This is a genomic window from Falsiroseomonas sp. HW251, assembly GCF_050563545.1.
Classification (GTDB): Bacteria; Pseudomonadota; Alphaproteobacteria; order Acetobacterales; family Acetobacteraceae; genus Falsiroseomonas.
This window is the reverse complement of the sequence record NZ_JBNXUM010000002.1, coordinates 22,580-38,333: the sequence shown is the minus strand read 5'-3', so window position 1 is coordinate 38,333 and position 15,754 is coordinate 22,580. Positions and strand designations below refer to the sequence as shown.

Below are 15,754 nucleotides of genomic sequence, written 5' to 3'. Positions count from 1 at the left end.
TGTCTCCCTTCCCGTGGCGCCTATCGTTGCGGGAGAACCGGCGGCCGCGCCAGCCCTTCCTGCCGCAGCCGCGCGACCAGTTCCGCCAGGCGCCGGCGCTTGTGCGCCGCGACGTCCATGCGGTCCCAGGGCAGGAAGCCGCTGCTGGTCTGCATGCCGATCTTGCCCTCCGCCATGTGCCGCCCGACGATCGCCGGCGCGCGGTAGCGCGCATCGCCGAGCGCGCCTTCGAGGTAGCGGCTGGCGTGATGCAGGATGTCCACGCCGCCCCAGTCGATGAATTCCAGCATCCCCAGCACGCCGAAGCGGAAGGAGAAGCCGTAGCGCAGCGCGCGGTCCACGTCCTTCGCGGTGGCGACGCCTTCCTCGACGATGCGCGCGGCCTCGTTCATGGCCAGCGCCTGGATGCGCGGGATGATGAAGCCGGGCGAGGGCGCGCAGCGCACCGGCACCTTGCCGACGGACTCCAGCAGCGCCATCAGCCGCGCCGTGACGTCTTCGTCGGTGTGCCGCCCCGGCGAGACCTCGACCAGCGGCACGAGATAGGCCGGGTTCAGCCAATGCGCGTTGAGGAAGCGCTCGGGGTTCGGGACGGCGGGCGACAGGTCGTCCACCATGATGGTGGAGGTGGTGGAGGCGAGGATCGCATCGCGCGCCATGTGCTGCGCGGCCTGGGCCAGCGCCTCGCGCTTGAGGTCCGGGATCTCCGGCACGCCCTCGAAGACGACGGGCATGTCGCGCAGCACATCGGTGTCGGCGGCCGGCACGACGCGGACGCGCGACGCGATCGCGTCCACCTGCACGGCCTCGCCGAGTCCGAGATCCGCCAGCATCGCCAACGTGTCCCGCACTTCCCCGATCGCGGCGCCTGCCAGCCGCGCGAAATCCTCCGCCGAGCGCGGCTTCAGATCCAGCAGCACGACGTCATGGCCAGCATAGGCGAAGGACACCGCGATGCCGCGGCCCATGCGCCCGGCGCCGAGGCAGGCGACGGGCGGGCGCTCAGAAGCCATGCGCCAGCACCTTCGCGCGCTCGGCCGCGTCGTCCGGCAGGCCGCAGGACGAGAGTGGGCGGGCGCGCGAGAAATCGTCGCCGCAGACCGCGCCGCCGATGGCCAGAAACGCCGCGGCGAGTGGCGTCGGCACATCAGCCGCGCGCCCGGCGTCGCAGAGCAGCGACAGGCCGAGGGCCACGTCCTCTCGCATGTAGCGGTGGTTCGCCAGCACGATGCGCTCGCGCCAGTCGCCGCTGTCGGTGAGCCTGTCATGGCTGCCGCGGCCGTACATCCATTCCGGCCCTTCCTTGGCGTAGTGGTCCGCCAGCGGGAAATGCGGCGCGCCATAGCCCAGCGCCTCGCGGATTGCGATGCGCTCCGCGTCCAGCGCGTCGGTCACGCGCCGGATGGCGGGCTGGGTGCCCTCCTTGTGGATGTCCCACTTTTCGAAGTGTTCGAGCGGCCCGGCATTCATCGTGATCAGCGGCGGATGGATGATCGGGCCCGCGTTCATCAGCGCGCCCGACAGCGCGTCGCCGCAGTTCTCGATCACGCCGGGGAAGGCGGCGCCGATGACGTTCAGCGCACGCTCGCTGAGATCCAGCGGGAACACGCCGACCGGCAGGCGCTTCGCGCGCACCGTGATCGCGACCTTGTCCGGCCCGTGCTTGCGCGCGAGCCAGGGCAGGGTCCCGGTCTCGGCGAAGGCGACGCGGGCGTCGCGGCGATGCGCGTGCAGGGCGCGGGCCAGCATCACCGTGCCCAGCGTGCCCGGCGTGACGAAGACGACCTGCCGGTCCGCCAGATGCGGCGCGAGCCGCGGCCCGAGCGCCGGATGCGTCGTCGCCGGCGCGGGGCAGAGGATCAGCGTCGCTCCGCGCACGGCCTCGCCGAGATCGGCCGTGATCAGCGCGGGCCTGACCTCGCGCTCCCCGCGCACGTCCTTCAGCAGGATCGCGCCGCCCGCCGCGTTCTGGCGCGCGGCCTCGGCGGCATCGGTGCGCCACAGCCGGACCTCGTGGCCGGCCTCCGCGAAATCCGCGGCGGCGGCGAAGCCGCCATTGCCGCCGCCGAGGACGGCGATGCGCATCACGGCCATGCCGCGGGTCCCTCATGCGTCACGGCGCCGCCCGGCGCCTGGCCCACCAGCCTCGCGTATTTCGCCAGCAGCCCCGCGCGATGCTTCGGCGCCGGCGGCGTCCAGGCCGCGCGGCGGGACGCAAGTTCGGCGTCGCTCACCAGCACATCCATCCGCCGCGCCGTGCAGTCGATCCGCACGCGGTCGCCGTCGCGCAGCTGCGCGAGCGGGCCGCCCACCGCGGCCTCCGGCGCGACATAGCCGATGCACATGCCGCGCGTCGCGCCGCTGAAGCGGCCATCGGTGACGAGGGCCACCTGCTCTCCCATGCCCTGCCCGTAGATCAGCGCGGTGACGCCGAGCATCTCCCGCATGCCCGGGCCGCCGACGGGCCCCTCGTTGCGGATCACCAGCACCTGGCCGGCTTCGTAGGCCCGCGCGCGCACGGCCTCGACGCAGGCTTCCTCGTTCTCGAAGACGCGGGCGGCGCCTTCGAAGACCAGCGATCTCAGCCCCGCGACCTTGATTACCGCGCCGTCGGGGCAGAGGTTCCCGCGCAGGATGGCGACGCCGCCGTCGCGCGCGATCGGCGTTGCGGGATCGCGTACGACCTGGCCGTCAGGCGCCTCCGCGCCCGCGTATTCCTCGGCCATCGTCCGGCCCGTCACGGTCAGGCAGTCGCCATGGATGTGGCCGCTGCGGATCAGCGCGCCGATGATCACCGCGGCACCCCCGGCGTCGTGGACGTCCTTCGCGGTGAAGCGCCCGCCGGGGCGGAGATCGCCGATCAGCGGCGTGCGCGCGAAGACCTCGGCGACGTCCTCCATGGTGAAGCGGATGCCGGCCTCGTTGGCGATGGCTGGCAGGTGCAGCGCGGCGTTGGTGGACCCGCCGGTCGCGGCGACGATCGCCGCGCCGTTCTCCAGCGCCTTGCGCGTGACGATGTCACGCGGCAGCGGCCCGCCGGCGGCGAGCATCGCCAGCAGCCGCTTGCCCGCATCCTGCGCGACCGCACCGCGCACGGAATAGACGCCGGGGATCATGGAGGTGTTGGGCAGCGACAGGCCGATCGCCTCGCCCACCATCGCCATGGTGTTCGCCGTGAACTGCCCGCCGCAGGCGCCGACCGTGGGCAGGCAGGCATGTTCGATCGCCGCCGCCTCAGCCGCATCCATCGTGCCGGCCATCACGGCGCCCACGGCTTCATAGGCATCGAGCGCCGTCAGGTCGCGCCCCCTGTGCCGACCCGGCAGCGCCGAGCCGCCATAGAGGAACACGCCCGGCACGTTCACCCGAAGCATGCCCATCATCACGCCGGGCAGCGTCTTGTCGCAGCCGCCGAAGCCGAGCAGCGCGTCATAGGCCATGCCATGCACCGTCGCCTCGATCGTGTCGGCGACGAGCTCGCGGCTGACCAGCGAGAACTTCATGCCCTCGTGGTTCATGCTGATCCCGTCCGAGACCGACGGCGCCGCAAACGCCCGCCCCACCCCGCCGGCTGCGGCGATGCCGAGCCGCGCGGCCTCCACCTGGAAGCCATGCGTCTGGTTGCAGGGCGTCTGGTCGCCGCCGAAGTGCACGATGCCGACCAGAGGCTTCGCCAGGTCGTCCTCGCTCAGCCCCATCGCGCGATAGAAGGCGCGGTGTGGCGCGCGGTCGAGGCCCTCGGTCGTGATGCGGGAACGGTTGCGCATGACGGGCAGGCTAGGCGGAATCGCGCGGCTTGCCAGCCCGGCGCGTGACGGCGAAGGTTGCGGCAACGACCGACGGAGACGTCCCATGCTCAGCCGCCGCACGCTCGGCCTCGCCGCGCTCGCCCTGCCGGCCGTTGCGCAGGCGCAGAATTTCGAGCGCCAGATCCGCTGGATCGTGCCCTATGGCGCGGGCGGTCCGACCGACACCTTCGCGCGCCTGATCGGGCGGCAGATGCAGGCCAGGCTCGGCCAGGCCGTCCTGGTGGACAACCGCCCCGGCGGCGGCGGCGTGCTCGCGACCGAGACGCTGCTGCAGCAGCCTGCCGACGGGCACACCCTGCTGCTGGTGGACAACGGCATGGTCGTCTACTCGCCCGCGCTCTATGCCCGCCTGCCCTATGATCCCGACCGGCAGCTCACCGGCGTCGGGCTGATCGCGCGCTTCCCGCTGATCCTGATCGTGCGCAACGAAAGCCCGATCCGCGACTGGGCGCAGTTCCTGGCCGCGGCGCGGGCGAAGGCGCCGACCTTCGGATCGGGCGCGGTCGCCAGCCCGCAGCATCTCGGCATGGAGTATCTCGCGCGCCGCGCGCGCTTCGACGCGATGCATGTGCCCTACCGCGCTTCGCCCGCCGCGGTGCAGGACCTGGTGGCGGGGCAGATCGACTGCATGCTGACGGACAGCGCGACCTCGATGGGCGCGATCCGCCAGGGCCAGGCCCGGGCGCTGGCGGTGCTGACGCCGGCGCGCCTGCCCGCGCTGCCCGACGTTCCGACCTTCCGCGAGCTCGGCGTGGACATCGACCCGGCTTACGCCTGGATGGCGCTGTGCGTCGCCGCGGCCACGCCCGCGCCGATGGTCGCGCGCCTCAACGCCGTGCTGAACGAGGCGATCGCGACGGAGGAGGTGATGCAGGTCGTGCGCAACCTCTCGGCCGAGCCGGTGCCCGGCGACGCGGCCGCCTTCAACGCGCAGATATCAGCGGAATCCGCGCTGTGGCGGCCGCTGATCCGCGAGCTTGGGATCAAGCTGGACTGAGGTCCTTTCGCTTCTTCTTCGCCGCCTTCCCCGTCGGCAGCCCCGCCGCGTCCAGCGCGGCCAGGCGCGGCGGCAGGGCGGCGCGGACCACTGGCCGCTCCGCCTTGTCCTTCTTCCATCGCTTCTTCTCGGGCTTTGTCATGCCGCACCCCAGGCACCAGCCCGTGGCCTCGTCATAGCGGCAGACGTCGATGCAGGGGCTCGCCATGCCCCCGCAACGCCGCCCGGCGCCGCTCGTCTCAGGGCAGGAAGCGACAGGCGACGGTCAGGTCGACGATGCCCTGCGTCGTCCTGCGGCGGGGAGGGCGGCTCGCATCGGAACAGCGGTTCCCGGCGGTTTGCCCGCAGGTGGACGGCACACCAGCGGATTGCAACCGCTTTACCTTTCGCGCGTGCCCGGATAAGCGCCCCGGGGACGACCAGCACCGGGGGGACACACCGCGCCATGCCGACCGACCTCGAGATCGCGCGTGCCGCGACCCTCCGCCCGATCACCGAGATCGCCGCCCGCGCCGGCATCCCCGCCGACGCCCTTGAGCCCTATGGCAAGTACAAGGCGAAGCTCGACCAGCGCTTCGTGGCGGAGGCCTCCGCCCGCCCGCCCGGCAAGATCGTGCTCGTCACCGGCATCAGCCCGACGCCGGCCGGCGAGGGCAAGACGACCACGACGGTCGGCCTCGGCGACGCGCTGAACGCCATTGGCACGACGACGATGATCGCGCTGCGCGAGCCCTCCCTCGGCCCCTGCTTCGGCGTGAAGGGGGGTGCTACGGGCGGCGGCTACGCCCAGGTGCTGCCGATGGAGGACATCAACCTCCACTTCACCGGTGATTTCCACGCCATCACCGCGGCGAACAACCTGCTCGCGGCGATGATCGACAATCACATGTACTGGGGCAACGAGCTCGGCCTGGATCCGCGCCGCGTGACCTGGCGCCGGGCGATGGACATGAACGACCGCAACCTCAGGGACTGCGTCGTGGGCCTCGGCGGCGCGTCCCAGGGCGTCGTGCGGGAGGACGCCTTCGACATCACCGTCGCGTCGGAGGTCATGGCCGTCTTCTGCCTGGCGCGCGACATGGCGGATCTGCAGGTGCGGCTCGGGCGCATGATCGTCGGCCGCACGCGGGACGGGAAGGCGATCACGGCCGCCGACATCAAGGCCGACGGCGCAATGGCGGTGCTGCTGCGCGACGCGCTGTCCCCGAACCTGGTGCAGACGCTCGAAGGCTCCCCCGCGCTGGTCCATGGCGGGCCCTTCGCCAACATCGCGCATGGCTGCAACAGCGTGGTCGCGACGCGGCTCGCGCTGGGGCTGGCCGATGTCGTGGTGACGGAAGCCGGCTTCGGCGCCGACCTCGGCGCGGAGAAGTTCCTCGACATCAAGTGCCGCCTGGCGGGGCTCGAGCCCGGCGCCTGCGTGATCGTGGCGACCATTCGAGCGCTGAAGATGCATGGTGGCGTCGCCAAGTCGGAACTGGGCAGGGAGGACGTGGCCGCGGTCGAGCGCGGCGTCGTCAACCTCGCCCGCCATGTCGAGAACATGCACAAGTTCGGCCTGCCCGTGGTGGTGGCGCTGAACAGGTTCACCTCCGACACGCCGGCGGAGATCGCCGCCGTCCAGCAGGCCATGGCGCGGCTGGATACCGAGGCGATCCTCTGCACCCATTGGGGAGATGGGGCGGCGGGCGCGACGGCGCTCGCCCACGCGGTCAAGGCGCGGCTCGACCGCGGCGCCGCTCGCTTCGCGCCGCTCTATCCCGATGCGATGCCGCTGGCCGACAAGGTCCGGACTGTCGCGAAGGAGGTCTACCGCGCCGCCGACGTCTCGATCCCCGCGCCGGTCGCCCAGAAGCTCTCCCGCTGGGAGGCCGAGGGCTTCGGCAACCTGCCGGTCTGCATCGCGAAGACCCAGTATTCCTTCAGCGCCGATCCCACTGCGCTCGGCGCTCCAACCGGCCATATCCTGCCGCTGCGCGACGCCAGGCTCTCCGCCGGCGCCGGTTTCGTCGTCGCGATCTGCGCGGAGATCATGACCATGCCCGGCCTGCCGCGGAAGCCGGCGGCCGAAGCCATCCGTCTCGATGGCCAGGGACGGATCGAGGGGCTGTTCTAGCTACTTCTTCCCAGGCAGGAGCAGGCGCGCAAGCTCATCGGGCACCGGCTCGGACAGGGTCGTGTCGTAGAGCCGCGCGAGCTCCTGCCGCAGCCAGCAGTCGAAGGCGACCTCGCCGGGGTCGCTGTCCTGGCCCGCCTGCCGGGCGGGCGCCGCCCGCGGAGGCGGCGCGCCATGGGGGTGAAGCTGCGCGCTCATGGCCCTGCAGCGCCCGGCACGGCTGCCAGTTCCTGGCCGTTCCCCCTCCGGCATCGTTTCGTGATCGTTGTTGCCGATCGGCAACAGTCGCCTTCGGATGGACGCATCGGCGCGCGATGCCTATCAATCCGCGCGCGTGGCTCCCGGTGCCCGGCCCGCCCGGCGGGCGCGTTGCGGCCCTGCACCGCTGCGCCATGGAAGGACCCCTTTATGGCGGAGGACGCCGACCAACTGCTGAGCGAGGGCGCGGCGCGGCATGCACGCGGCGACCTCGACGGCGCGGCGCGGCTCTACCGAAAGGTGCTGGCCCGGCAGAAGGACGACCCCAACGCGCTGAACCTTCTCGGCGTGATCGCGCGGCAGCGCGGCGAACTGGTGCGCGCGTTGGACCTGTCCGCGCGCGCGGTCGCGCTGCGGCCGGACAGCTTCGTGTTCCTGGCCAATCACGGCGCCGCGCTGGCCGAGGCCGGGCACCTGCCGCAGGCGATCCGCGCGCTGCGCGCCGCGCTGGCCCGCCGGCCTGACGAGGTGCAGACCCTACGCAACCTCGGCCAGGCCCTGACCGCGGCGGGGGAGGCCGGGGCGGCGCTCGCGCCGCTGGCGCGCGCGACCGAGCTCGCCCCCGCCATGGCGGAGGCCTGGCTGGCGCTGGCCCATGCCCGCCGCGAGGCCGGCGCCGAGGGCGCCGCCGAGGCCGCCCGGCATGCGATCGACCAGGCCGGCAGGGACGGCGCCATCGCGGAGCAGGCGCGCTTCCTGCTTGCCGCGCTGGGCGAGGAAGCCGCCCCCGATCGCGCCCCGGCCACCTATGTGCGGGAGCTCTTCGACCGCTACGCCCCCCGCTTCGACCAGGATCTGGAAGGGCGCCTGGCCTATCGCACCCCGGCGCTGCTGGCGGCGCTGCTGGAGGGTGCGGGCGTGCTGCCGGACGGCGCGCGGCGCGTGCTCGACCTCGGCTGCGGGACGGGGCTGTCGGGCGTGGCGCTGAAGCCCTTCGCGAAGCGGATGACGGGCCTCGACCTCTCGCCGCGCATGCTGGAGGTGGCGCGCGGCCGGGGCCTGTATGACCGGCTGGAGGAAGCCGACCTGCTGGCCTGGCTGCCGCGCCAGCGCGCGGGCTTCGAGCTGGTGGTGGCGGCCGACGTACTGAACTACCTCGGCGACCTCGCCCCGGCGCTGGCCGGCATCCGGGGCGTGCTGGTCCCGGGCGGGATCGCCGCCTTCAGCGTCGAGACCGGCGAGGCGCCGGTCGCGTTGGGCAGCGGGCTGCGCTACCGCCACGACCCCGCGCATGTCGCGGCCCTGGCGGCCGCGGCCGGCTTCGAGGCATTGGCCCGCCGCGACGCCACGCTGCGCGAGGAGAAGGGCGCGCCGGTCGCGGGCACGCTCTTCGTCCTGCGCCGGCGCTGATCACCCCGGCCCGCGCGCGATCCCCACGACCTTCGCCGCCGCCCTTCTCCCTCCCCCGCAGTTGCGGGGGAGGGGAGGGATGGGGGCCTTGCGCGCGCCGTCACCCCAGCCCGCGCGCGATCGCCGCGACCTCTGCCGCCGCCACGCTGGTGGGGTGCCGCGTCAGCAGCGGCATCTGCGCGCGGATCGCGTCCACCACCTTCGCGTCCCGCCGGATCACCCCTGCCAGCGGTATCCCGCGCCCCAGGAACTTTCCCGCCGCCGCGTCCAGCGCGGCATGCACGCGCTGCCCGGCGCCGGCGCTGCCCGCCAGGTTCACCACCAGACGCGCTGCCGCCGCCGGCGCGTCGCGCGCCAGCAGCTTCAGCACGGCATAGGCGTCGGTCAGGCTGGTCGGCTCCTCCGTCGCAAGCAGCAGCGGCACGCCGGCCCGCGCCAGCATCGCGCGCTGTGCCCCACCGATCCCGGCGCCGAGGTCCAGCACGACCTCGTCGAAGCCGGCCGCGAGCTGGGCCGGCAGATCGAGCGCGGCGTCCAGCGCGCCATCCCGCGCCTCCGCCAGCGACGCCGCGCCGGACCGGCCGGCCAGCAGCGCGAAGCCCGCCTCATGCGCGATCAACGCGTCGGCGATCGTCGCCCTGCCCGCCAGCACATGCGCGAGATCCACCCGCGGCGACAGCCCGAGCTGCACATCGGCATTCGCCAGCCCGAGATCGGCATCCAGCAGCACCACGCGCCGCCCGCGCTGCGCCAGCGCCTGGGCCAGCGTGATCCCGAACCAGGTCTTGCCCACGCCGCCCTTGCCCGAGGCGATGGCGATGATCCGTCCGCTCACGCGCGTCCTTCCCCCTGCAGCCGCGCCGCGAGCCAGGCGGGCGTGAGCCTCACCAGGTCCGCCGCGACATCCGCCCCGATCCCGGCCTCCGTCAGCGCGAGATCGGCCTCCGCCGCCGCCGCCAGGATCCCGCCGAGCCGCCGTGCCGCATCCAGCCGCGTCGGCAGCAGCAGCCGGCAGCCCAGCAGGTGGAAGGCGCGCGCGGTTTCCGCCGCTTCCTCGGCGTCGAGACCCGCCGGCAGCACCAGCACGGAGGCAGCCCCCGCCGCTTCCGCCAGCGCTGCCTGGCGCCGCGCGGCCGCGGCGTCGAACGGATCGCAGGCCGGCAGGTCCACCAGCGCGAGTTGGCCCGCCGCGCGCCGGGCCAGCGCCTTGCCCAGCGCCACTGGCGTCGTCGCGACGGCGAGCGGCAGGTTCAGCACCCGCGCGAAGGCCGCGAGCTGTTCCGCCGCGCCGGCGCGCCGCCCATCGGCCGAGACCAGCAGCGGCGGCGCGTTCGCCAGCACCAGCCGCGTCGCGAGCTTCGCGCAGCTGAGCGTCTTGCCTGCGCCCGCCGGGCCGCCCAACAGCACGGCGCCGTCCTCGGGCAGCGTCGCGAAGCGCAGCACGCGCGACAGCGCCTGGTCGAGCGACGCGCCGGCCAGCCGCGTCGCCAGCGCCGCCGGCACGTTGTGCCGCCGAAGCGCCGCCGGCATTGCAACGCTCGGCGCGGCATCCGGCGCGATCACCAGCGGCTCGTCGTCCTGCGCCATCGCGGCCGTGATCTCGACCCCGCCCGCGATGCGCCGCGTGCCGAGGATCACGGCCTCCTCGCCGAGCTCCGCCCGCATCGTCGCCAGCGCGTCGGTCATCCGCGCCGCCTGGATCGTGCGCAACCGCACTACGTGGATGCGACGTGCTGGCGCACGTCGCCCTCAAGCGCCGGCGGGCCTGCGGCCCTTGGCTCGCCGGACTTCCGGCGGGCCGCCTTCGTCGGCCGCACGTCGGTGCGTATGGGCAAGGAGGTCATCCGCCGACCGTGCCGAGCGAACGGATGCGCGCGCGCGGATGGATCTCGCCATGCGCCAGCACCGCGGTCTGCGGTCGGAAGCGCTCCACCACCGCGCGGACATGCGCGCGGATCGCGCCGGAGCAGACCAGCACCGCGGGCTCGCCGGCCGAGCTTGCGGCGTCAAAGGCGTCCTTCAGCCCGCCCATGAAGGCCGAGAGCCGCGAGGGCGCCATCGCGAGCTGCTTCTCCTCACCGGGGCCGACCAGCGATTCCGCGAAGTCTCGCTCCCATTCCGCCGAGAGCGAGAGGACGGGGATGATTCCGTTCGGCCCGCGTGCCGCATCGCTGATCTGCCGCGCCAGGCGCAGCCGCACGGCCGCGACGATCCCCGGCACGCTGCGCGTTCCGGCGAGCGCGGCTTCCTGGATGCCTTCCAGGATCGTCGGCAGGTCGCGGATGGACACGCGCTCCGTCAGCAGCATCTGCAGCACGCGCTGTACCGTGCCGAGCGACGCCTGCGACGGGATGAGGTCGCTGACAAGGCGCTTGTGCTCCGGCGCGATCTCATCCAGCAGCTTCTGCGTCTCCGCGAAGGAGAGCAGCTCGGCCATGTTCTCGTTCACGACCTCGGTCAGGTGCGTCGCCAGCACGCCGGCGGAATCGACGACGGTGCAGCCCAGGGCCAGCGCCTCCTCGCGGCGCGATTCCTCGATCCAGGTCGCGGGCAGGCCGAAGCTCGGCTCCTGCACGCGCTCGCCCGGCAGCGGGGGCGGGTTGCCTGACGGGTCGATCGCGAGGTGAAGCGGCGGCTTCAGCACGCCGCGCGCGGCCTCGATCTCCTTCACGCGCAGGACATAGGTGTCGGCGGGCAATTGCAGGTTGTCCTGGATGCGCACGCTCGGCAGGACGAAGCCCATCTCCTGCGCCGTCGTGCGCCGCAGCGCGCGGATCTGCTCCGACAGCCGTGGCGCATCGCCGGCGGCCAGGCTCAGCAGGCCATAGCCCAGTTCGAGCCGGAGCAGGTCCATCTTCAGCGTCTCGCTGACCGGCGGCTCGCCCGGGGCGGGCGGCGGCGCCGCGGCGGCGATGGCCTTCGCGCGATCGGCGCGCCACTGCGCCCGCGCGAGCCAGGCCGCGCCGCCGGCCAGCGCCAGGAAGGGCAGCATCGGCATGCCCGGCATCAAGGCCATGACCACCGCCGCGCCGCCGGCCAGCGCCAGCGGCTTCGTCCCGCCGAGCTGGATCGCGAGCGCCTTGTCCGCGCGCCCCTCCACGCCGCCCTTGGTGACCACGATGCCGGCCGCGATGGACACCAGCAGCGCCGGGATCTGGCCGACCAGCCCGTCGCCGACCGTCAGCAGCGAGAAGGTGCCGATCGCCTGACCGAAGGGTAGCCCGTGCCGCAGCGTGCCGATCGCGATGCCGGCCAGCAGGTTGATCGCGGTCGTCACCAGCCCCGCGATCGCGTCGCCGCGCACGAACTTCGCGGCACCGTCCATCGCGCCGTAGAAGGCGCTCTCCTCCTCCAGCTCCTTGCGGCGCGTGCGCGCCTCGGCCTCGGTCAGCAGCCCGGCCGAGAGGTCGGCGTCGATCGCCATCTGTTTGCCCGGCATGGCGTCCAGGCTGAAGCGCGCCGCGACCTCCGCGATGCGGCCCGATCCCTTCGTGACCACGACGAAGTTCACCACCAGCAGGATCGCGAAGACGATCAGTCCCACCAGGACGTCGCCGCCCATGAGGAAGCCGCCGAAGGCCGAGATCACATGGCCTGCCGCGCCCGGCCCCTCGTGCCCCGAGGTCAGGATCGTCCGCGTCGTCGCGACGTTCAGCGCCAGCCGCAGCAGCGTCGTCAGCAGCAGCACGGTCGGGAAGGCCGTGAAATCCAGCGGCCGCTGCATGAAGAGCGCGACCATCAGCACCAGCACGGAGGAGGTGATGGACAGCGCAAGCCCCGCATCCAACAGCCAGGCCGGCAGCGGCACCACCAGCACCGCGACGAGCAGAACGACGCCCAGGCCCAGCGCGACGTCGCCCGAGGGCTTCGCCGCGCCGACCCAATGCGGGAGCGTGATCGTCGGCATATCGGCGTGTCAGCCCATCGGCAGCACGATGCCGGCCTGGCCCGGCGCCGGCGGCACCGGCAGCCCCGCGGCGCGGTATTCCTGCAGCTTGTTGCGCAGCGTGCGGATCGAGATGCCGAGCAGCTCCGCCGCGCGCGTCCGGTTGCCCAGGCAGTGCGAGAGCGTCTCCAGGATCAGGTCGCGCTCGACCTCCTCCACCTTGCGCCCGACCAGCGGCGTCACGCCCGGCGGCCTCGGCGCAGGTGCGTCGGCCGTCGCCGGCGCTTCCGGCATGCGGGGCGCCGAAAGCTCGATCGCCGCCGGCCCGATCTCGTGGCCCTCGGCCAGCAGCACCGCGCGATGGATGCAGTTCTCGAGCTCCCGGACATTGCCCGGCCAGGGATGCGCCAGCAGCATCGCCTGCGCGGCCGCCGACAGCGCGCGCAGCGGCACCCCGTTCGCGCGCGCATAGCGTTCCGCGAAATAGGCGGCGAGCGGCACGATGTCCGCGCGCCTGTCGCGCAGCGGTGGGATGTGCAGCGTCAGGACCGACAGGCGAAAGAACAGGTCGCCACGAAAATTGCCGCGCCCGACCTCCGCCGCCAGGTCGCGATTGGTCGCGGCCAGCAGGCGCACATCCACCTTCACCGGCGCGCCGCCCCCGAGACGATCGACCTCCTTCTCCTGGATCACGCGCAGCAGCTTGGCCTGCAGGCGGGGATCCATCTCGCCGATCTCGTCCAGCAGCAGCGTCCCGCCATCGGCCTGCTCGAACTTGCCCTTGCGCGTCGCGATGGCGCCGCTGAAGGCGCCCTTCTCGTGCCCGAAGAGCTCGGATTCCAGCAGCGTCTCCGGCAGCGCGGCGCAGTTCAGCGCGATGAAGGGGCCTCGCGCGCGCTTCGACGTCGCGTGGATGTGCCGCGCCAGCACCTCCTTGCCCGTCCCGCTCTCGCCAGTGACCAGGATCGACGCCTCGGCGCGGGCCAGCTGCGACGCGCGCGCCAGCAGCAGCGTCATCGCGGGGTCGCTCGCCAGCGGGCCCTCGTTCGCGGGCTCGGCGCCGGCGGCTTCCAGCATCGCCAGGATCAGGTCGGGGTCGGGCGGCAGCGGCAGGAATTCCCGCGCGCCTGCCTCGATCGCGCGCACCGCGGCATCCGCGTCCTCGGCGCGGCCGCAGGCGACGACGGGGCAGGCGATGCGCTCGGCCTCCAGCATGCCGACCAGCCAGGCGACGTCGTGGCGGAGGTCGACGAGCGCGAGGTCCGCGCCGGCCTCGCGCAGCCGCGCCAGCCCCGCCGCCACGCCTTCGGCATGAGCGAGCCGCGCTCCGCGCGCGATCGCTACGCGCGCCGCCGCGCCGAGCTCGCCTTCGAGCGACCCGATGATCAGCAGTCGCGCCATCACGGGGTGCCCCGATCCGCCTTGACGATCTCCGTCATGGTCACGCCGAGCCGGTTGTCGTCCACCATCACGACCTCGCCGCGGGCAACGAGCCGGTTGTTGACGTAGATGTCCACGGCCTCGCCAAGCTTGCGATCCAGCTCCACCACCGCGCCGCGGCCGAGCTTCAGCAATTGCGACACCTGCATCGTCGCGCGCCCCAGCACCGCGCTGACCTGCACGGGGATGTCGTAGACCGCGTCCAGGTCGCGCTGGACCGGCGCGGCGGCGGCTTCCTGCGCCTCCGTCGCCGGCACCGGCTCGAAGCCTTGCTCGCTCCTCATGCGTCCTCGCCTCCAAATCCCGCCGCCGCCAGCGCCGCCCGCACCGCCTCGCGCCGCGCCGCCGCCGAGACGATGCGCGCGCCATCCGGCCACTCGAGTCGCGCCTCGCCCGGCGCGAGCGCTGCGTCGGCCTTGACCGTCACGCAGCCCGGCAGCCGCGCAACGATCACCTCGGCCAACGCGGGGGCCACGCGCAGCGTCGCCTCGCGCGGCGGGGTCAGCGCGGGCAGCAGCGCGGTGACCGTTGCCTCCACCAGCCCGTCGCGTTCGATCCGTGCCGCGAAGGCCGCATCCGCCGCGGCGAAGAGCGTGCCGGCCAGCGCCTCCGCGCAGCGCACCGCGACGGCCTCGGCGTGATCCATCGCCTGCTCCAGCGCCGTCGCCAGGGCGGCGAGGCTCATGCCGATCGCCGCCTCCTGCGCCGCGCGCTGCTGCGCGATCCCTTCCGCCAGCCCCTGCGCGTAGCCCCGCGCATGCCCCTCCGCCTCGCCTTCCGCGCGCGCGGCCTCGAGCAGCGCGGGATCTGGCGGCGGCGCGTCAGGCAGGGGCGGCGGCGCCGACAGATCGGGAAGCGCGAAGCCGAGCCTCATGAGATCATCTCGTCCTCTCTCCCGTCGGCGAGCTGGATCTGGCCCTGCGCCGCGAGCTCCTTGGCCTGCGCGACGATGGTGCCCTGCGCCTCGTCCACGTCGCGCAGCTTGACGGGACCGAGCGCCGACAGGTCGTCCTTCAGCAGCTTCGACGCGCGTTCCGAGAGGTTGCGGAAGAACAGCTCGCGCAGCGGCTCGGAGGCCCCCTTCAGGGCGAGGACCAGCTTGTCCTTCGGCACCGCGCGCAGCAGCACCTGGATGCCCTGCCCGTCCAGCCGCTGCAGGTCGTCGAAGGTGAACATCAGCGCCCGGATCCTCTCCGCGCTCTCGCGGTTGCGCTCCTCGAGCGCGGCCAGGATGCGCGTCTCCGCGGCGCGGTCGAGGTTGTTGAAGATCTCCGCCATCACCTCATGCGCGTCGCGGCGCGACCCGCGGGCGAGGTTGGACATGAACTCCGACCGCAAGGTCCGCTCCAGCCCCTCCAGCGCCTCCTTCTGGACGGTCTCCATGCGCAGCATGCGCATCACGACCTCCATCGCGAAGCCTTCGGGCAGCAGCGCCAGCACCCGGGCGGCGTGGTCGGGCTTCACCTTGGACAGCACCACCGCGACGGTCTGCGGGTATTCGTTCTTGAGGTAGTTCGCCAGCACCGCCTCGTTCACGTTGCCCAGCTTGTCCCACATGGTGCGGCCCGCAGGGCCGCGGATCTCCTCCATGATCTGGGCGACGCGCTCCTTCGGCAGCGTCTTCAGCAGCAGCCGCTCCGTCACCTCGTAGCTGCCGACGAGATGCCCGGTCTGACCGAGTGCCGCGCGGAACTCCCGCGTCACCTCCTCCACCTGGCCCGAGGAGACGGTGCCGAGCGCGGCCATGGTCAGCGATAGGTCGCGGATCTCGTCCTCGTGCAGGCGCAGGAAGATCTTGGCCGCCTGCTCCTCGCCGAGTGCGAGCATCAGCGTCGCCGCCTTCTGCGGTCCGCTCATTCCGCGCCCGCTCACTTCATGCCCTCAGGCGCTGGGCGCGG

At 73.1% G+C, this 15,754-nt stretch carries 15 protein-coding genes; 3 read left to right on the top strand and 12 right to left on the bottom strand.

Translation table 11 applies throughout. The features are described 5' to 3' along the window. Window positions 1–20: 20 nt before the first annotated feature. From ACLF3M_RS02075 to ilvD, 3 genes are read right to left on the bottom strand one after another with little or no spacing between them, the layout of a single operon-like run. Entirely contained in the window at window positions 21–1,013 is a 993-nt protein-coding gene (locus ACLF3M_RS02075; RefSeq protein WP_430655182.1) for a 3-hydroxybutyryl-CoA dehydrogenase, read from the bottom strand. Beyond that, window positions 1,003–2,094, bottom strand: coding sequence for an NAD/NADP octopine/nopaline dehydrogenase family protein (locus ACLF3M_RS02070; protein WP_430655181.1), 1,092 nt, complete (start codon window positions 2,092–2,094; stop codon window positions 1,003–1,005). Before ACLF3M_RS02070 ends, ACLF3M_RS02075 begins: the two co-directional genes overlap by 11 nt. Continuing rightward, entirely contained in the window at window positions 2,085–3,767 is a 1,683-nt protein-coding gene (gene ilvD, locus ACLF3M_RS02065) for a dihydroxy-acid dehydratase (RefSeq protein WP_430655180.1), read from the bottom strand. Before ilvD ends, ACLF3M_RS02070 begins: the two co-directional genes overlap by 10 nt. An 85-nt stretch (window positions 3,768–3,852) precedes the next feature. On the opposite strand from ilvD, the gene ACLF3M_RS02060 reads away from it, so the two are divergent. Next, entirely contained in the window at window positions 3,853–4,806 is a 954-nt protein-coding gene (locus tag ACLF3M_RS02060) for a Bug family tripartite tricarboxylate transporter substrate binding protein (protein WP_430655179.1), read from the top strand. On the opposite strand, the gene ACLF3M_RS02055 is transcribed toward ACLF3M_RS02060, so the two are convergent. Further along, on the bottom strand, window positions 4,793–5,014 hold the full coding sequence (locus tag ACLF3M_RS02055) for a DUF1289 domain-containing protein (protein ID WP_430655178.1): 222 nt from the start codon (window positions 5,012–5,014) through the stop codon (window positions 4,793–4,795). The two genes, ACLF3M_RS02060 and ACLF3M_RS02055, sit on opposite strands and share 14 nt — an antisense overlap. Before the next feature lie 237 nt (window positions 5,015–5,251). On the opposite strand from ACLF3M_RS02055, the gene ACLF3M_RS02050 reads away from it, so the two are divergent. Beyond that, window positions 5,252–6,922, top strand: a complete 1,671-nt coding sequence (locus tag ACLF3M_RS02050) for a formate--tetrahydrofolate ligase (protein ID WP_430655177.1) — start codon at window positions 5,252–5,254, stop codon at window positions 6,920–6,922. On the opposite strand, the gene ACLF3M_RS02045 is transcribed toward ACLF3M_RS02050, so the two are convergent. Next, on the bottom strand, window positions 6,923–7,120 hold the full coding sequence (locus ACLF3M_RS02045) for a hypothetical protein (protein WP_430655176.1): 198 nt from the start codon (window positions 7,118–7,120) through the stop codon (window positions 6,923–6,925). 210 nt (window positions 7,121–7,330) lie between these two features. On the opposite strand from ACLF3M_RS02045, the gene ACLF3M_RS02040 reads away from it, so the two are divergent. Continuing rightward, the gene (locus tag ACLF3M_RS02040; RefSeq protein WP_430655175.1) at window positions 7,331–8,530 is read left to right on the top strand and encodes a methyltransferase domain-containing protein; all 1,200 of its coding nucleotides are present in this window, start codon (window positions 7,331–7,333) and stop codon (window positions 8,528–8,530) included. A gap of 100 nt (window positions 8,531–8,630) precedes the next feature. On the opposite strand, the gene ACLF3M_RS02035 is transcribed toward ACLF3M_RS02040, so the two are convergent. From ACLF3M_RS02035 to fliG, 7 genes are all read right to left on the bottom strand, one after another. Then, on the bottom strand, window positions 8,631–9,365 hold the full coding sequence (locus tag ACLF3M_RS02035) for an AAA family ATPase (protein WP_430655174.1): 735 nt from the start codon (window positions 9,363–9,365) through the stop codon (window positions 8,631–8,633). After that, window positions 9,362–10,216: a GTP-binding protein gene (locus tag ACLF3M_RS02030; RefSeq protein WP_430655173.1), complete on the bottom strand. Its 855-nt coding sequence runs from the start codon at window positions 10,214–10,216 to the stop codon at window positions 9,362–9,364. Before ACLF3M_RS02030 ends, ACLF3M_RS02035 begins: the two co-directional genes overlap by 4 nt. Before the next feature lie 154 nt (window positions 10,217–10,370). Beyond that, window positions 10,371–12,437, bottom strand: coding sequence for a flagellar biosynthesis protein FlhA (gene flhA, locus ACLF3M_RS02025; RefSeq protein ID WP_430655172.1), 2,067 nt, complete (start codon window positions 12,435–12,437; stop codon window positions 10,371–10,373). A gap of 9 nt (window positions 12,438–12,446) precedes the next feature. Next, window positions 12,447–13,817: a sigma-54-dependent transcriptional regulator gene (locus ACLF3M_RS02020; RefSeq protein ID WP_430655171.1), complete on the bottom strand. Its 1,371-nt coding sequence runs from the start codon at window positions 13,815–13,817 to the stop codon at window positions 12,447–12,449. Then, on the bottom strand, window positions 13,817–14,140 hold the full coding sequence (fliN, locus tag ACLF3M_RS02015) for a flagellar motor switch protein FliN (RefSeq protein ID WP_430655170.1): 324 nt from the start codon (window positions 14,138–14,140) through the stop codon (window positions 13,817–13,819). Before fliN ends, ACLF3M_RS02020 begins: the two co-directional genes overlap by 1 nt. Then, window positions 14,137–14,730, bottom strand: coding sequence for a hypothetical protein (locus tag ACLF3M_RS02010; protein WP_430655169.1), 594 nt, complete (start codon window positions 14,728–14,730; stop codon window positions 14,137–14,139). Before ACLF3M_RS02010 ends, fliN begins: the two co-directional genes overlap by 4 nt. Next, a complete protein-coding gene (fliG, locus tag ACLF3M_RS02005) occupies window positions 14,727–15,713 on the bottom strand; it encodes a flagellar motor switch protein FliG (RefSeq protein ID WP_430655168.1) in 987 nt (328 codons plus the stop codon). Before fliG ends, ACLF3M_RS02010 begins: the two co-directional genes overlap by 4 nt. Between the last annotated feature and the right edge of the window lie 41 nt (window positions 15,714–15,754).

Excerpts from the sequence above, each read along its gene's own strand:
- ACLF3M_RS02070 (WP_430655181.1), bottom strand. The coding sequence starts at position 2,094 with ATGGCCGTGATGCGCATCGCCGTCCTCGGCGGCGGCAATGGCGGCTTC.
- ACLF3M_RS02040 (WP_430655175.1), top strand. The coding sequence starts at position 7,331 with ATGGCGGAGGACGCCGACCAACTGCTGAGCGAGGGCGCGGCGCGGCAT.
- flhA (WP_430655172.1), bottom strand. The coding sequence starts at position 12,437 with ATGCCGACGATCACGCTCCCGCATTGGGTCGGCGCGGCGAAGCCCTCG.
- ACLF3M_RS02060 (WP_430655179.1), top strand. The coding sequence starts at position 3,853 with ATGCTCAGCCGCCGCACGCTCGGCCTCGCCGCGCTCGCCCTGCCGGCC.
- ACLF3M_RS02050 (WP_430655177.1), top strand. The coding sequence starts at position 5,252 with ATGCCGACCGACCTCGAGATCGCGCGTGCCGCGACCCTCCGCCCGATC.
- fliG (WP_430655168.1), bottom strand. The coding sequence starts at position 15,713 with ATGAGCGGACCGCAGAAGGCGGCGACGCTGATGCTCGCACTCGGCGAG.
- ACLF3M_RS02020 (WP_430655171.1), bottom strand. The coding sequence starts at position 13,817 with ATGGCGCGACTGCTGATCATCGGGTCGCTCGAAGGCGAGCTCGGCGCG.
- ilvD (WP_430655180.1), bottom strand. The coding sequence starts at position 3,767 with ATGCGCAACCGTTCCCGCATCACGACCGAGGGCCTCGACCGCGCGCCA.
- ACLF3M_RS02030 (WP_430655173.1), bottom strand. The coding sequence starts at position 10,216 with ATGACCGACGCGCTGGCGACGATGCGGGCGGAGCTCGGCGAGGAGGCC.
- ACLF3M_RS02045 (WP_430655176.1), bottom strand. The coding sequence starts at position 7,120 with ATGAGCGCGCAGCTTCACCCCCATGGCGCGCCGCCTCCGCGGGCGGCG.
- ACLF3M_RS02010 (WP_430655169.1), bottom strand. The coding sequence starts at position 14,730 with ATGAGGCTCGGCTTCGCGCTTCCCGATCTGTCGGCGCCGCCGCCCCTG.
- ACLF3M_RS02075 (WP_430655182.1), bottom strand. The coding sequence starts at position 1,013 with ATGGCTTCTGAGCGCCCGCCCGTCGCCTGCCTCGGCGCCGGGCGCATG.
- ACLF3M_RS02055 (WP_430655178.1), bottom strand. The coding sequence starts at position 5,014 with ATGGCGAGCCCCTGCATCGACGTCTGCCGCTATGACGAGGCCACGGGC.
- fliN (WP_430655170.1), bottom strand. The coding sequence starts at position 14,140 with ATGAGGAGCGAGCAAGGCTTCGAGCCGGTGCCGGCGACGGAGGCGCAG.